This is a genomic window from Lysinibacillus sp. GW247-5R2A (assembly GCF_059424475.1).
Genome location: NZ_JBWKZL010000003.1, coordinates 218,650 through 233,261 on the forward strand (window position 1 = coordinate 218,650; position 14,612 = coordinate 233,261).

Here is a 14,612-nt window from a genome sequence, read left to right on the forward strand (position 1 = left end):
ACTTTTCGCTTCACCCTGAGCGTTCCATCCACTAATCCTCGCTCTATCCTCCACTACGGACATTTTTCAAAATCGCGGCGAGTTGCTGATTTAAGACGCTTACGCTGTCGCTAAAGTCGCCACGGTACCATTGGATAATGAGTCCGATAATCGCGTTTGCTTGGTAGGCGCTATAATAATCAATCGAAATGGATTCTGTTATTTGATGCTCGTGATGCAAGGTGATGTCTCTCTTTAGCAATGAGTAAATTCCGTCAAACAGCATGTAATAATACGTCAATGGGACGTTTTTGGAAAACACGATACGATAAAACATTTTAAAGCGTTCAATATGATGAAAAATACGAATCGTGTTCGGATCAAGTTGATGTGTATCCAATGTTGTTACGGCACGGTAAGGTTCTTCGTAGGATTGGTATAAATCCTCCATAATTTCTTGAAAGTATTCTTCAAAGAGTCCTTCCTTTTGCTCGTAATGTAAATAGAAGGTTCCTCTATTCACCTTGGCTTCCCTACATATTTCTGCAATGGATATTTGCTCCAATGGCTTTTGACTAAGCAGTGTCAATAAGGCGGCGTGTAGGGCTTGCTTTGTTTTAATAATACGTAAATCCGTTGTAGACAATTTTTTTAGCTCCTTAGTAAACAGTTTTCCCAAAAGTGTTGATTACTCAACACATCAGGATATTTTGCATATTGAAATCGCTTTCATATTTATTATATGATTTTAATGAACAGATGTTCAATATCTATCGAAAAATAGTATGAGGAGGTCTTTGAGATGAGATTAGAAGGTAAAGTAGCAATTGTGACAGGTGCAGCTTCAGGGATGGGGAAAGCTATAGCAGAAGGTTATGCAAAAGAGGGTGCTAAGGTAGTCGTTTCGGATTTAAATTTAGATGGTGCCCAAGCGGTTGTGGAAGGCATTCAAGCGGCTGGGGGTACAGCGTTTGCCATTCAAACAAATGTCGCATCAACAGAAGACTTACAACGTTTATTTGATGAAACAAAAAGTACCTATGGACAATTAGATATTTTAGTCAATAATGCGGGTATTATGGATGGTATGGAGCCAGTTGGAGAAATCTCTGATGACCGTTGGGATAAAGTATTTGCGGTGAATACAACTGCTGTGATGCGCTCAATGCGTATGGCAACAGACATTTTCCTTGCCCAAGGACATGGTGTCTTTGTCAATAATATTTCTGCTGGTGGCTTATACGGTGCACGTGCAGGAGCTTCATACACTGCGTCTAAACATGCCGTTGTTGGATTAACTAAAAATACAGCCTTTATGTATGCAGATAAAAATATTCGCTGTAATGGTATTGCGCCAGGGGCAGTTATGACGAATATCGCCTCTTCCATGACAAATATGAGTCAAACAGGTGCAGCACGTCAATCACTTGGTTTATCGATTAATCCTCGTGCTGGTCAACCTGAGGAAATTGCTCAATTAGCTATTTTCCTTGGCTCAGACGAAGCGAGCTTTGTGAACGGACAAGTTATTGCTGTCGATGGTGGATGGACAGCTTACTAATATCGTAAAAAAAACAGCACGCACAGATTACATTTTCTGTGCGTGCTTACTTTGAATTATAGTACTTTTTTAGATGGAATTAGAGCTCCAAGTATTGCTCCAATAACCGCAGGCAATATCCACCCTAACCCTATATCATAAAACGGTAAGATGGAAGAATAAGCCTTCTCTACAACATCAAATACATGTAATTGCGCTTCAGGCACACTTACTACTAAGGCTTTATAGCCGTCTATTACGCTAATGAAAAATGTGAAAATCATCGCGATGGCATACACCGTTTGCTTATTGTGAAAGAACGATGAGCTAAGAGCCAGTAATATTAAAACAATCGCAAGTGGATATAGGAACATAAGAACTGGGATGGCGAATTGTATAATATTATTTAATCCAAAGTTGGCAATGATGAAGGATACAACACACAATAAAAATACAAACCATTTATAGCTAATCTTCGGAAATACTTCGTGGAAAAATTCACTACATGAAGTGATTAAGCCGATACTTGTCTTTAAACAAGCAAGCACAATGATAACGGCTAATAAAATAGCACCGAATGAACCGAAATAATGGTCTGCCACTGCGGCAAAAATTAAACCACCATTATCAAATGTACCTACAGCTGAAATACTAGAAGCACCCATATACGTAATTAGGCCATAAATAAGCATCATTAGGGCCATTGCAAATATACCTGACGTCCATGTTGCCTTCGCTATTTCCTTCCGATCTGAAATACCTGCACTTTTAATTGCATTAATGACGACAATCCCGAAGGCAAGTGAAGCTAAGGCATCCATCGTATTATAGCCTTCTTTAAAGCCTGTCATAAAGGCAGCATCTATATAATCGCCCATCGGTTGTTGGAAATCCCCCATTGGCTTGACGATACTCGTAATAATTAAAATGAATAAGACAATTAAAAACGCGGGTGTTAAATATTTACCAATGTAATCCATAATTTTTGCTGGATTTAACGAGAAATAAAAAACGATGGCGAAAAAAATGAAGCTAAACACGGCAAGCAATAATGTAACATGCTGTGCTTGAATATATGGCTCAAAGCCTACTACAAAAGGTACGGTCGCTGTACGTGGAATGGCAAAAAACGGGCCAATTGTTAAGTAAAGGGCCAATGAAAAGACAATACCGAAGACGGGATGAACACGGCTCGCTAGATCGCGTAAGCCATTACTACCTGATAAACCAATCGCTAAAATTCCGAGGAATGGTAGACCGATAGCTGTGACTAAAAATCCGATTAACCCAAGCCAAAAATGGGTCCCTGCTAATTGACCTAATTGGATTGGAAAGATAAGATTCCCTGCTCCAAAATACAGTCCAAATAACATAGTTCCGATGACTGCATAGGTTGAGAAAGGTATTTTTTGTTGCATAATTGATGTGCTCCTTAGAAGTTTTTAACTATAGCAAATTATTTTAATCGAATGATTTTTCATTACAATTCAATTATGTTATCAAGCATTTATTATAATTACAATAGTTTTTTGGAATATCTTTATGAATATAGAAAGTTAGCACATAAAAAAAAGAGCTGCCCTCTGACAGCCCTTCCTTAATTTGCAACTGACCATTCAATATGATCTAAAAATTTATAAACATCCTCATATACTTTGTCACGTTCTTTATCTAACGTAATAATATGACCTGAATTTTCATACCAAATGATTTCTTTGTCATCCGTTTCTACAGTATTTAAAATAAACGGTGCACTTTCCTGATAAAGCTCATCGTCTAGTGACCCTTGTAGTACTAATGTCGGAGCTTTAATTGTTGATAAATCATCACGTGTTTCAGTCGTTAATCGTGTTACACCATCTAATGAATCTTTTGGAGAAATACGTAATTCATGTAATTCTGAAATAATTTGATCTTTTGATTTATTTTCAAAGTGTTTATATAAACGAGCATAGTGGTACAAGCGTGTAAATAAGCCTTTTGAGTTATCACGTGTAATTGGTGCACACATTGCTACACATGCTTTTACTGGAAATGTCTCTGCTACTTTCAATGAGAAAACACCACCTAGTGAAATACCAACAACTGCGATTTCTTCATAGCCTTTACTTTGAAGGAAGTTATAGCCTTCAACAACATCGTTCCACCAGTCTTCTGGTCTTGTTTCTAATAATGCTTCTGGTTCTACTCCGTGACCACTATAAATCGGTGCATGAACGGTATAACCTCGTTGAGATAAAAATTCTCCTAGCTTTTTCACATCTTTTGTGCTACCTGTGAATCCATGCAATAATAGTACGGCTTTTTTGCCTCCCTCAATTGTTAGAGGTTGCGGCTTTGTTAACTTCATTTTAGGATATCCCCTTCACGGAAATTATTAATTGTGTATTTTATGTGTCTATCTTAACACCCTTTATTCATAATGTACAATTTATAGTTTTTATCAAATCGATGTGTTTCATGCATGAATGATGTCAACTTAACACCTGTACTATCACACTTTCTGCTACTTAACTTTTCCATTCTTCTAATTAAAGGCAACGTCTTTTTAAAAAGTTTTTGCCACCTATACTTCCTCTCTGTTTCCCGTTATAATGCAGTTAACTTAAAAATTACGAGAATAGAGGTGAAAAAATGGAGTGGCAACAATTAGAATATTTTGTAACCGTTGCAAAGTTAGAACATATGACACGTGCTGCAGAAGCATTGGCAATCTCACAGCCAGCGCTAAGTCGTTCAATTTCAAAGCTGGAAGAAGAACTAGGTGTACCGCTTTTTGATAGACAGGGACGTTCCATTATGCTCAATCGCTATGGTGAACTTTTTTTATATCGTGTGCAACGAATGCGGAAAGAATATGAGAAAGCTGTCTTAGAATTACAAGAGCTTAATAATCCGGAGCTTGGGGATGTGTCACTCGGTTTTTTACACACTCTTGGGACTAGTATTGTGCCGGACTTAATTCGTGCTTTTCGTCAGAAGCACCCCCATATCCGTTTTCATTTCACCCAAAATTACTCACATTCTCAATTAAAACAATTGCTTGCAGGAGAGTTAGACCTGTGCTTACTAGCTGCGATTGATACAGAGCCTCCCGTTTGCTGGAAGGAGCTATGGCGAGATGAGTTATTTATTATGGTTCCGATTGACCATCCTCTTGCCCATCGCAAAAGCATAAAAATGAAAGAATTGGAGCATGAGAACTTCGTGCTGATGAAAAAAGGGTACGCCCTCCGCCGCTCAGCTGATCGCTTGTTACATGCTGCGGGCATGAAGCCTAAAATTTCTTATGAAGGTGATGAGGTATCTACCATTGCAGGTTTTGTTGGTGCAGGTCTCGGTGTTTCATTGCTACCTGATGATGAGGATTTGAATCCGAAAAAAATCGTCAAAATCCATGTGGAGGATATGGTTTGTGAACGTATTATTGGCATGGCCTGGATAGACAATCGTTATTTGTCACCATCTGCTCGCCAATTCCAACAATTTGTCTTTGATTTTTATGATAAAAAAATATCTCCTCCCGCTCAGGAAAACTAAAGCGGTAGGTTGCCCCATGCAGCCTACCGCTTTTTATTATACGTCTATATACTTTACTCTACAGGAATGAAAATCGGATAAATCTCCTTCTATCTGAAACAAGCCTTGCTCAATCATAATCATTATGCGTTTCATAATGAATTCATCACTCATATAATCATCCAAGGCAACGCTAATCGTACTGATTATAGGCATAAGTAAAAGCCATTCTTCTTTTTGTTGTGCATGCATATTCTTCACAGCGGCAATAATGTGCGCATCCATAGCATCTTCCTCAACATGTACAATGCCCTCTTTCCACAATCGGAGGGGACTTGAATGTTCTTTAAGGTTTTCCCATTCCTTAGCAAGCTGTTGACATTCCTGAACTGAAAATCGTTTAGCATAGGGACGGAGCTTCATGAGCATGTCTGAGGAAAGCTCTCCTGTATGGCGAATATCGAGATGTGGTTGAATTTGCTTCAGGCCATCTGTGGCGTCAATCCCATAAACCATACTACATTTATGAATAAACTCACTCATGACATAGCGCAAACCAATCTGTTCATGTGTATTTTGACTATACCAAACCCAAACATCCACATCACTTGGCAGCTCGGCCATTTTTTTCTTCCAGCTTTCATACATATCTACGTATAATTGCTGATCTTCATTATCCTTTATAATATGAGTGTTTAACCATACTATGCGCTCTTCTAAGCTGTGAAGTGGTCCAATAGAGAAATCATCATGGACACTTAAAACGGATTCATTACGTTGCAAAAGATGTTGGCGTATAGCAAGCTTCATGGAACCCTGGGTTGCTAAGCTAAAGGTTATATGTAAAATAGCCATGTGAATTCCTCCTAATGTTTGCTAATGGCAATCTGTATCCCGATCAATGTAAAGAGGATACCTTGAACCATATTTAATCGCTTAGCAAGCACAGGCTTTCCAATAATGTCAAATCTATCTTTCCCTGCAACAATACTAAACAAAAAAATATTATTCCTGCTTGTACTAAAAATACTATACCCAAAATAAGCATTTGAAACGCCATTTGTTCAAGTGATGACTTGACGACTGTGGTTGGTCACTACGCAAGGGTTTGAAGATTGTTCATTACTATCCCTTTTCTATATTATAAAAAATAAGATTGCGAGGTAAATGACTCAATACATTATGGAAACCTCCAATAATGCCCTTCCTCTACTACTTTTAACAAACTATTTTCATTATACTACATGCCGTACTTTACTTTAGATGTAAGTTTATGACTTTATTAAAAATTTTTTCGTGAACATTCGTTTCACAATTAATGCTCGTTTAAGCAATACTTTTCTCCTTTATTACATTATAATAGAAGAAACTCATCATAAAATAGACAACTTCAATAAGAGGTGATTATTAGATGGCAGTTAGTGATATTGTTTCACAGTATGAAGATGAGCACGGTCAGGTTTACTATAAAATGAAGTCCCATGACATTCAAGTAAAAGCTACACAAAATACAGGCTTAGCTCCTGTTATCACCTACTGGATGAATGACAAAGATATTACTGACTCTATTAGAAATTTACGTTTTAGTCCGCGTCCCCCATCAAGCTATATTCAGGATTATGAAGAATTTCAAGCAATGCTTTATTCGAAAGAGCAACGTGCCATTAACAAGCTTTATGAACAAATGAGCATTAAGCCAAAAAACATGTCCTCAGGAAAACAAGTACTATGGAGCTTCTTTGTGATTATGCTAGCAATGCTCCCCCTTTTCATCGCCATTTGGTGGTTTAAATAAGAATATCATGCCGTTTCTAACTTTTTTTCTTAATTTATCAAAACTTTCAAGTAATTTTCCCGATCATCTTGACAGGCATTTGGAAGTAGTGCATCCTTTACTCAATAGTTGAAAAACTTTATGATGAGAAAACGGACAAAGACCAGTAATTAGTAATTGCTTGAACAGAGAGCGATGTCCATCGGCTGCAAGACATTGTGCAAGTAAGGCTAATGAACCTCCTTTGTCTATCGTCCTAGCTAAACTAGGCGCAGTCTCTAGCGTTATGAGGAAAGTGGAATGTCGCACGATATTCAATGTAGGTGGTACCACGGAAAGCAACCCTTTTCGTCCTAATTTTCTAGGATGAAAAGGGTTTTTATTTTGACAATTGGAGGTCATGTGATGGAAAAAAAGAGAATTGTCGTCAAGATTGGGAGTAGCTCCTTAACAAATGCAAAAGGCGAAATCGATAAAGTTCGCTTAATGGATCATGTTCAGGCAATTGCGGAGTTGAAGAACCAGGGACATGACGTATTACTTGTATCATCAGGGGCAGTAGCAGCAGGCTTTAAACAGCTTGGCTACCCAGCTCGTCCTGTTACGGTAAAGGGCAAACAGGCAGCGGCGGCAGTTGGGCAAAGCTTGCTTATTCAAACGTATAGTGCCTTATTTAGCATTTATGATATAATGCCTGCTCAAATTTTACTGACGCGTACCGATTTTTCTAAAAAGGAATGCTATAAAAATGCCTATGCTACTTTCGAGGAATTACTTGAACGCTCGATGCTACCTATCATAAATGAAAATGATACCGTTTCTATAAGTGAGTTAACCTTTGGCGACAATGATATGCTGTCTGCGCTTGTTAGTGGACTTGTACATGCCGATCAACTCATTATTTTAACAGATGTTAATGGCTTATATAACGCCAACCCTAGCAAATACCCTCAGGCGGAGCGCATCGATTACTTAACATCCATTACAGATGACCTGTTAAATTTTGCAGACGGTGCAGGCTCCAAGGTGGGTACAGGTGGCATGGCATCTAAGCTACTGGCTGCCCGCACAGCTTTACAGGCAGGAGTTAAAGTTTTTATTGGCACAGGGAGTGGCGCTCAAAAGCTTGTTGATATTTTAGCAGGGCATGGTGATGGCACGTATGTTGGACATGATGACCTAGCCGTGTTAAAGAATCATAAACAGTGGATTGCACTTACGGAAGTTTCTGGTAAAATTTTTATAGATAGTGGTGCTGAACAAGCACTTATGGTCAATGGTAAAAGCTTGTTACCTGCTGGTGTTTATCAGGTTGATGGTGATTTTAACAAGGGGGATGTAGTTGAGGTGTATAGTGAACAAGGTCTACTTGGACGTGGTGAAGTGCTGTATTCCTCACAAGAATTGATGTCCGCTATGGGCAAACGGTCAAATGCATTTTCGAAATGCCCAATCGAGGTTATTCATAGAAATAAATGGCTGAAAATTCAAACTAAATAAGGAGGTCTATACATGGTAAGTGAAATTCAAACTAAGGGCCAACGTGCCAAGGCCGCTAGCTATATATTAAATATTAAAACGACTTGTGAGAAAAATGAAGCTCTCACTAAAATTGCCGAACAGCTATTGATGGACCAACATGACATCATTGCAGAAAATGCGAAAGACCTTGTCAATGGAGAACAACAAGGGATGTCGCCTTCTACATTGGACCGTATCATGCTTAATGAGGAACGCATTGTGGCGATGGTCGATGCCATTCATTTACTTGTCTCTCTCAAGGACCCAGTTGGTACAGTCATCGAACGTATAGATAAAGATAATGGTCTTCACATCGAAAAACGCATGGTACCACTTGGTGTCATAGGAATGATCTATGAAGCAAGACCGAATGTTACGGTGGATGCCGCGACACTTTCCCTAAAAACAGGCAATGCCGTGATTTTACGAGGGAGCTCATCTGCTACGTTTTCAAATAGTGCCCTTGTAGCAAGTATTCATCGTGCATTGGTAAAAACGTCTCTACCGACAGATGCTGTCCAGCTAATTGAGGATACAAGCCGCGAAACAGCTAAAGAATTATTTCATTTAAACGAGTACTTGGATGTATTAATACCTCGAGGCGGCAAGGCTCTTATAGACTTAGTCGTTCGAGAAGCTTCTGTCCCTGTATTAGAAACAGGTGCAGGCAACTGTCATATTTATGTGGACGAAATGGCGGATTACATAAAGGCAGAAAAGATTTGTTTGAATGCCAAAACACAGCGTCCCTCTGTTTGTAATGCTGCAGAAAGCTTATTAATTCACCCTGTATGGTTTAAAACATATGGCACGCAGCTTTTATCTTCGCTCCATAAAGCAGGTGTTACGATTGTTGGTGACGAGCGAGTATGCGAGGCATTTTCTGGAGCCCTTTTAGCGACTGAGGATGACTATGCGACTGAGTTCCTTGATTTAAAAATAAGTGTTAAATTAGTTGAAAATGTTTACGAGGCCATTGAGCATATTCATCATTTTGGGACAAATCATTCTGAAGCGATTATTACGGAAGATCCATTAGTGGCGGAAACGTTTTTAAACAGCGTTGATGCAGCGGCAGTTTATCATAACGCTTCTACACGCTTCACGGATGGTTTTGAATTTGGCTATGGAGCCGAAATTGGTATTAGTACGCAAAAGCTACATGCGCGTGGCCCGATGGGATTACCCGCTCTCACCTCTACAAAATATTTTATATATGGTAATGGGCAAATTCGCGAATAATGCGATAGCAAGATAAATGCTGGTAGGGATTTACCGTACTAGCTTTCATTTTCACATTTATAAATAAAAAAATAGAAGGAAGGTTTTGTATGAACATCTCAGCCATTATTAAACTAACCGTATCGATGGCACTTTTTGGCTCCATCGGCTTTTTCACCGTTCATACGGGTGTTCCTGCAACAGAGCTTGTCTTTGTTAGATGTATTTGCGCAACCCTCTTTCTAGGAGTATTGTGGCTCATCACAGGTGGACATAAAACGGAGAAATGGGAAAAGAAAGAAATTATTCAAACTATTATTTGTGGCGTTTTCCTAGTGTTAAATTGGGTATTTTTATTTAAAGCCTTTGAGGAAATGTCCATTTCCATTGCAATTTCTATCTATAATTTAGCCCCTATCTTTGTCTTAATTTTAGGCGCTATCTTTTTAAAAGAAAAAATGACCATTCGAGCACTTGTAGCAACCATTACTTGCTTTATCGGTAGTATTTTTATTATGGGTCTTCAAAATTTTGTATCTTTCTCTGAATTTATGCAATCTGGATTTGTTTGGGCCTTACTGTCAGCGGTGTTTTATGCCCTTACTATGCTAACAAGCAAGACCATTACAAACCTTAGCTCCTACGCCTTAACATATATACAAACGACGGTTGGCATTGTGATGCTACTGCCCTTCATCGATTTCTCGCTCTTTGAAGGTTTAACCACAACCAATTGGTTCTATATTTTAGGCACAGGATTTATTCATACTGGATTTGTTTATTATTTATTTTTTGATAGTATCCGTAGTCTTTCTACCATTCTAGTTTCTGTATTAGTATTCGTCGACCCAGTTGTCGCGATTTTGCTGGATATGCTGCTGCTTGATTTTATGCCGAATTTCATGCAAACTTTGGGGATTCTATTCATCTTCGGCGGGATTTTCTATACGATCTATACACCGAAGAAAAAACGGCTACCACAGGAGGTAACCTAATGGGCAAACTCTTTACAATTGGCGAATTATTAATAGATTTTACGCCAACCAAGCAGCATGGTGACCTAGCCCATATTGAGCATTTTACGAAGCATGCTGGTGGAGCCCCTGCAAATGTGGCAGCAGTGTGTGCCAAGCTTGGTCAACAGGCAGCCCTCCTAACACAAGTAGGTCAGGATGCGTTTGGTGATTTTCTGAAGAAGACTTTGCAGCTAGCAGGTGTGGATACACAATATATTCGTCAAACGACTGAGGGAGAAACAAGCCTTGCTTTTGTAGCACTTTCTGAAACTGGGGAGCGGGATTTTCAATTTTACCGACGTCATGCTGCAGATTTATTGTATAAACAAGACTATCTCCCCTCACAACTATTAACAGACAAAGATATCATTCATTTTTGTTCTGTTAATCTTGTGGAAAGTCCGATGAAGTCTGCCCATATAGCTTTTATTGAGCAGGCACATCAAGCAGGCAGCATCGTTTCCTTTGATCCGAATGTGCGATTGCCTTTATGGCAGGATGAGACGTTATGTCGAGAAACGATTTTAGCTTTTTTACCAAAAGCCCATCTTGTAAAGCTCTCCAATGAAGAACTGTTATTTCTAACAGCCATAGAAGAAGAATTGTCGGCGGTGCACACATTATTTCAGGGACATCTAGAGACGATTATCATTACACATGGAGCAGAAGGCGCAACATTATATACAAAGAAATGTCATAGTAAGGTCCATGCTGAGAACGTACAAGCAGTTGATACGACTGGCGCTGGGGACGCTTTTATTGGGGCGATATTAAGTCAATTCCTGCAACATCAACTATCTGTGGATCATTTGGTGGCCTATTGTGAACAGCATGCGATATCCCTGCTTTCGTTTGCAAACCGCTATGCAGGAATCACAACAATGAAGCACGGGGCAATCCCCTCTTATCCTGAACAATTATTGGAATGAATCTAGCATCATTCGAAACTTTTTATCGTTATTTTCCGTATGTACTGGAGAGAAATTAATGGAAGGAGGACCTGCATGGAATCAATAACAAAAAAACGAGCCCTTGCTTTTTTAATGGATACTGCTATTTCAACAGCTGTCACATTAGGCGTAGAGTATTTTCTACGAAAGAAAGTGAAAAGTGAGGTAGTTCATGCACTCGTTACACCGACCGCCATGTTATGGGCATTAGAGTATGCACAGCTTCGTAAAAATGGACAAACCATTGGCTACAAAGCCATGGGACTAGTACTCGAACATGAAGAGGGTCATGCATTATCAGACCGTCAAATTATTAAACGCATGGCTTATCGCGACACAATCAGTTCGTTTCACTATTTAAAAAATCGCCAAGCTTTCGAGCAACAGCATGGTCAATGCCTTCCCCATGACAGCTTTGCGGGTACGGTTGTGAAAGAAAAATAAACGAATAGCTGAAATTAGTGGTAGATACGCAACACTATGACGTACGGAGCATGATGAATCATCGAACACATATCCAACTTTCATAGGTTAACCATAAAATACCTCCTCCAAGGTCAACAGGAGGAGGTATTTTTAAACTTCATGCTTTCTTCAATAAAGAGCACGTGGACATTCCCAGCACATTTACCAATATTTCTTCATTAAAATATGAGGAATTCCGCAATCCATAAACTCTTCCCCTTCACGCTTATAGCCTAATTTTTCATAAAAACCCTCTGCATACGATTGAGCATTTAATTTAGCTTTTGTCAGACCATTATCGCGGGCAATTTGCTCTAAGCCAATAATGATTTCTTTGCCCAGCCCAAATTTACGAAACTCTTCTACTATACAAATACGCTCCAATTTACCATAGCCCTCGACTACACGGAGTCTACCCGTTCCTACTGGCTGCTCCTTATAGTATACAAGAATATGATCACATGGTGCTTGCAGTGAATCAAATTCATCATACTCTTCTACCTCAGGTACTTGTTGCTCCTCAATAAAAACTTTTCGTCTAAAATCAAATGCTACTTGTAAGTCTGCTTCAGTTGTTACTTTTTTTATGCTCATGAATACTCCTCCTAGTTTCACTTCAATCATCCTCTACTCCAGGTGCATTTTTCGCCTGAAGATGATACTATTAGTATAGAACGATTTTTATTGCAAATACAATAAAAATCTTAGGGGGATAGAAAATGAAAGAAATCTTGCGTGAAATTGGTGCGATTGCACGGGCATTAGACTCGATTAGTAATATAGAATTTAAGGAATTGGATTTAACGAAGGGTCAATATTTATATGTAATCCGAATTTGCGAAAACCCTGGGATCATTCAAGAAAAAGTGGCAGAGCTATTGAAGGTCGATCGCACAACCGCTTCTCGAGCCATACAAAAATTAGAAACAAAAGGCTTTATTGAAAAACGAAGTGATCAAGGAAATAAGAAAAATAAATTACTTTTCCCAACTAATAAAAGCTTAGACATCTATCCATTTTTAAAGCGGGAGGGCGAGTACTCCAACGAACGAGCACTTGATGGTTTTTCTAGCGAAGAAGTCGATAGCATTCACCATTTACTCACGCGCGTCCTACAAAATATTGAAATTGATTGGGAAGCTGTAAAAAAAGGACAGAGGCGACACTATTAAAGGCGATTCCTGATTTATCCCGCTCTGGAATCGCCTTGTACTAGACATGGGTGGCAAATACTCTTTTTAAAACAGCTACCATAAATTCAAGATCTTCATCGGTACAGCAGAGTGGTGGACTTAACGTAATAATATTATTATAGCCCTCCACTGTATCGCCGTTTTTCCCAATAATTAAACCATTCGCTTTACACGCAGCTATGATGCTTGCCACACGTTCTTCCTTAGCAGGTTTTTGTGAGGCTTTATCTTCAACAAGCTCGATACCAACAAGCAACCCAAGTCCTCGAATATCACCAACAAAGGGCAGCTCTAATAAGTCTTGTAAGTCATGGAGTAGTTGAATTCCCAAATCTTTTGCCCGTTGTACAAGTCCCTCTTCCTCAATGATCTTCATATTTTCTAATGCTACTGCACAGGCTGCTGGGTTACCACCGAACGTATTAATATGCCGAAAATGACTATAGCTATCTGATGCTTTAAATTTTTCATAAATATCTTTTCTTACTGCTGTAATTGATAAAGGTAAATAGGCGCTAGTGAGTCCCTTTGCCATCGTAATAACATCTGGGCGAATACCAAAATGCTGATGGCCAAATAGCTTACCTGTTCGCCCAAAACCACAAATAACTTCATCGATAATGAGTATTACCCCATATTTTCTACAAATGCGCTCTACTTCTTGAACATATATTGGTTGTGGAATTAAGACACCACCAGCTGTTATGAATGGCTCCATAATAACTGCCGCAATTGTTTCTTTTTGCTCCCAAATAATTTTTTCCTCGATGTCACGCGCTCTTGCTAAATTATATGCTTCCATAGATTGTCCTTTTGGACGGCGATATGGATCGGGTGGGGCAACATGCAGGAAGCCTGGTGTTAAGGGTTCATATTTATATTTACGTAATGCCTGTCCTGTAGCGGCTAAAGCTCCAAGTGAGCTATCATGGTAGGCACGATAACGAGCAATTATTTTATAGCGGGTCCCTTCCCCGTTTTGTTGATGGTATTGTCGTATGACCTTGAACGCTACTTCATTTGCATCAGAACCACTATTCGAATAAAACAGCATATAGTCATCCTCTAATAAGCTGTTGATTTTTTCAGCTAATCGAATAGCAGGTTCATGACTTTGTGTTAAAGGAGCATAGCATAGTTTTTTTAATTGCTCATAAGCGACCTTAGCAAGTCGCTCACGTCCATAGCCTACATTGACTGCCCATAAGCCCGACATGCCGTCTAAATATCGGTTGCCTAAACTGTCTGTTATCCAGGCACCTTCTCCCTGTTCAATAATGACAGGTGTGTGGTCGTTATAAATGGACATATGGTGCCAAACGTTTTCACGATCTTGTTGCTGTAAGGTATGCGTGAACTGATCACTTCGTTCCATATCATGACCTCCAATCGTGTATCCTAGATGTCTTTTTTGTCTTTCGTCAATTTCTTCTC

15 protein-coding genes are annotated in these 14,612 nt (G+C 39.2%); 9 read left to right on the forward strand and 6 right to left on the reverse strand.

Annotation, left to right across the window (positions count from 1 at the left end):
* Positions 1-43: 43 nt before the first annotated feature.
* Entirely contained in the window at positions 44-625 is a 582-nt protein-coding gene (locus AC07YC_RS07040) for a TetR/AcrR family transcriptional regulator (protein WP_494918882.1), read from the reverse strand.
* Positions 626-781: 156 nt separating this feature from the next.
* On the opposite strand from AC07YC_RS07040, the gene AC07YC_RS07045 reads away from it, so the two are divergent.
* Entirely contained in the window at positions 782-1,540 is a 759-nt protein-coding gene (locus AC07YC_RS07045) for an SDR family oxidoreductase (RefSeq protein ID WP_494918883.1), read from the forward strand.
* Between the two features lie 56 nt (positions 1,541-1,596).
* Here AC07YC_RS07045 and brnQ read toward each other — a convergent pair whose 3' ends face one another.
* Both brnQ and AC07YC_RS07055 read right to left on the reverse strand, forming a co-directional pair.
* Positions 1,597-2,937 (reverse strand): branched-chain amino acid transport system II carrier protein, encoded by a 1,341-nt coding sequence (gene brnQ, locus AC07YC_RS07050; RefSeq protein ID WP_494918884.1) that lies wholly within the window; start codon positions 2,935-2,937, stop codon positions 1,597-1,599.
* A 179-nt stretch (positions 2,938-3,116) separates the two neighbouring features.
* Complete coding sequence (locus tag AC07YC_RS07055) at positions 3,117-3,869, reverse strand: alpha/beta hydrolase (RefSeq protein WP_324727691.1); 753 nt, start codon at positions 3,867-3,869, stop codon at positions 3,117-3,119.
* Between the two features lie 284 nt (positions 3,870-4,153).
* On the opposite strand from AC07YC_RS07055, the gene AC07YC_RS07060 reads away from it, so the two are divergent.
* On the forward strand, positions 4,154-5,059 hold the full coding sequence (locus AC07YC_RS07060; protein ID WP_494918885.1) for a LysR family transcriptional regulator: 906 nt from the start codon (positions 4,154-4,156) through the stop codon (positions 5,057-5,059).
* A gap of 36 nt (positions 5,060-5,095) precedes the next feature.
* Here the strand turns inward: AC07YC_RS07060 and AC07YC_RS07065 are convergent, their stop codons facing one another.
* Complete coding sequence (locus AC07YC_RS07065; RefSeq protein WP_336636479.1) at positions 5,096-5,893, reverse strand: DUF1835 domain-containing protein; 798 nt, start codon at positions 5,891-5,893, stop codon at positions 5,096-5,098.
* A 556-nt stretch (positions 5,894-6,449) separates the two neighbouring features.
* On the opposite strand from AC07YC_RS07065, the gene AC07YC_RS07070 reads away from it, so the two are divergent.
* The 6 genes from AC07YC_RS07070 (at position 6,450) to AC07YC_RS07095 (ending at position 11,964) form a co-directional block, all read left to right on the forward strand.
* The gene (locus AC07YC_RS07070; RefSeq protein WP_036146446.1) at positions 6,450-6,833 is read left to right on the forward strand and encodes a hypothetical protein; all 384 of its coding nucleotides are present in this window, start codon (positions 6,450-6,452) and stop codon (positions 6,831-6,833) included.
* 384 nt (positions 6,834-7,217) lie between these two features.
* On the forward strand, positions 7,218-8,312 hold the full coding sequence (gene proB, locus AC07YC_RS07075) for a glutamate 5-kinase (RefSeq protein WP_494918886.1): 1,095 nt from the start codon (positions 7,218-7,220) through the stop codon (positions 8,310-8,312).
* A 12-nt stretch (positions 8,313-8,324) separates the two neighbouring features.
* Positions 8,325-9,575, forward strand: a complete 1,251-nt coding sequence (locus AC07YC_RS07080; RefSeq protein WP_494918887.1) for a glutamate-5-semialdehyde dehydrogenase — start codon at positions 8,325-8,327, stop codon at positions 9,573-9,575.
* A gap of 89 nt (positions 9,576-9,664) precedes the next feature.
* On the forward strand, positions 9,665-10,549 hold the full coding sequence (locus AC07YC_RS07085) for a DMT family transporter (RefSeq protein WP_336636482.1): 885 nt from the start codon (positions 9,665-9,667) through the stop codon (positions 10,547-10,549).
* Complete coding sequence (locus AC07YC_RS07090) at positions 10,549-11,499, forward strand: carbohydrate kinase family protein (protein ID WP_494918888.1); 951 nt, start codon at positions 10,549-10,551, stop codon at positions 11,497-11,499. Before AC07YC_RS07085 ends, AC07YC_RS07090 begins: the two co-directional genes overlap by 1 nt.
* Positions 11,500-11,574: 75 nt before the next feature.
* Positions 11,575-11,964, forward strand: a complete 390-nt coding sequence (locus AC07YC_RS07095; RefSeq protein ID WP_494918889.1) for an RDD family protein — start codon at positions 11,575-11,577, stop codon at positions 11,962-11,964.
* 183 nt (positions 11,965-12,147) lie between these two features.
* On the opposite strand, the gene AC07YC_RS07100 is transcribed toward AC07YC_RS07095, so the two are convergent.
* Positions 12,148-12,579, reverse strand: coding sequence for a GNAT family N-acetyltransferase (locus AC07YC_RS07100; protein WP_336636485.1), 432 nt, complete (start codon positions 12,577-12,579; stop codon positions 12,148-12,150).
* Positions 12,580-12,704: 125 nt separating this feature from the next.
* Here AC07YC_RS07100 and AC07YC_RS07105 point away from each other — a divergent pair, with 125 nt between their 5' ends.
* A complete protein-coding gene (locus tag AC07YC_RS07105; RefSeq protein ID WP_494918890.1) occupies positions 12,705-13,157 on the forward strand; it encodes a MarR family winged helix-turn-helix transcriptional regulator in 453 nt (150 codons plus the stop codon).
* A 40-nt stretch (positions 13,158-13,197) separates the two neighbouring features.
* On the opposite strand, the gene AC07YC_RS07110 is transcribed toward AC07YC_RS07105, so the two are convergent.
* Positions 13,198-14,553: an aspartate aminotransferase family protein gene (locus AC07YC_RS07110; RefSeq protein ID WP_494918891.1), complete on the reverse strand. Its 1,356-nt coding sequence runs from the start codon at positions 14,551-14,553 to the stop codon at positions 13,198-13,200.
* Positions 14,554-14,612: the final 59 nt, after the last annotated feature.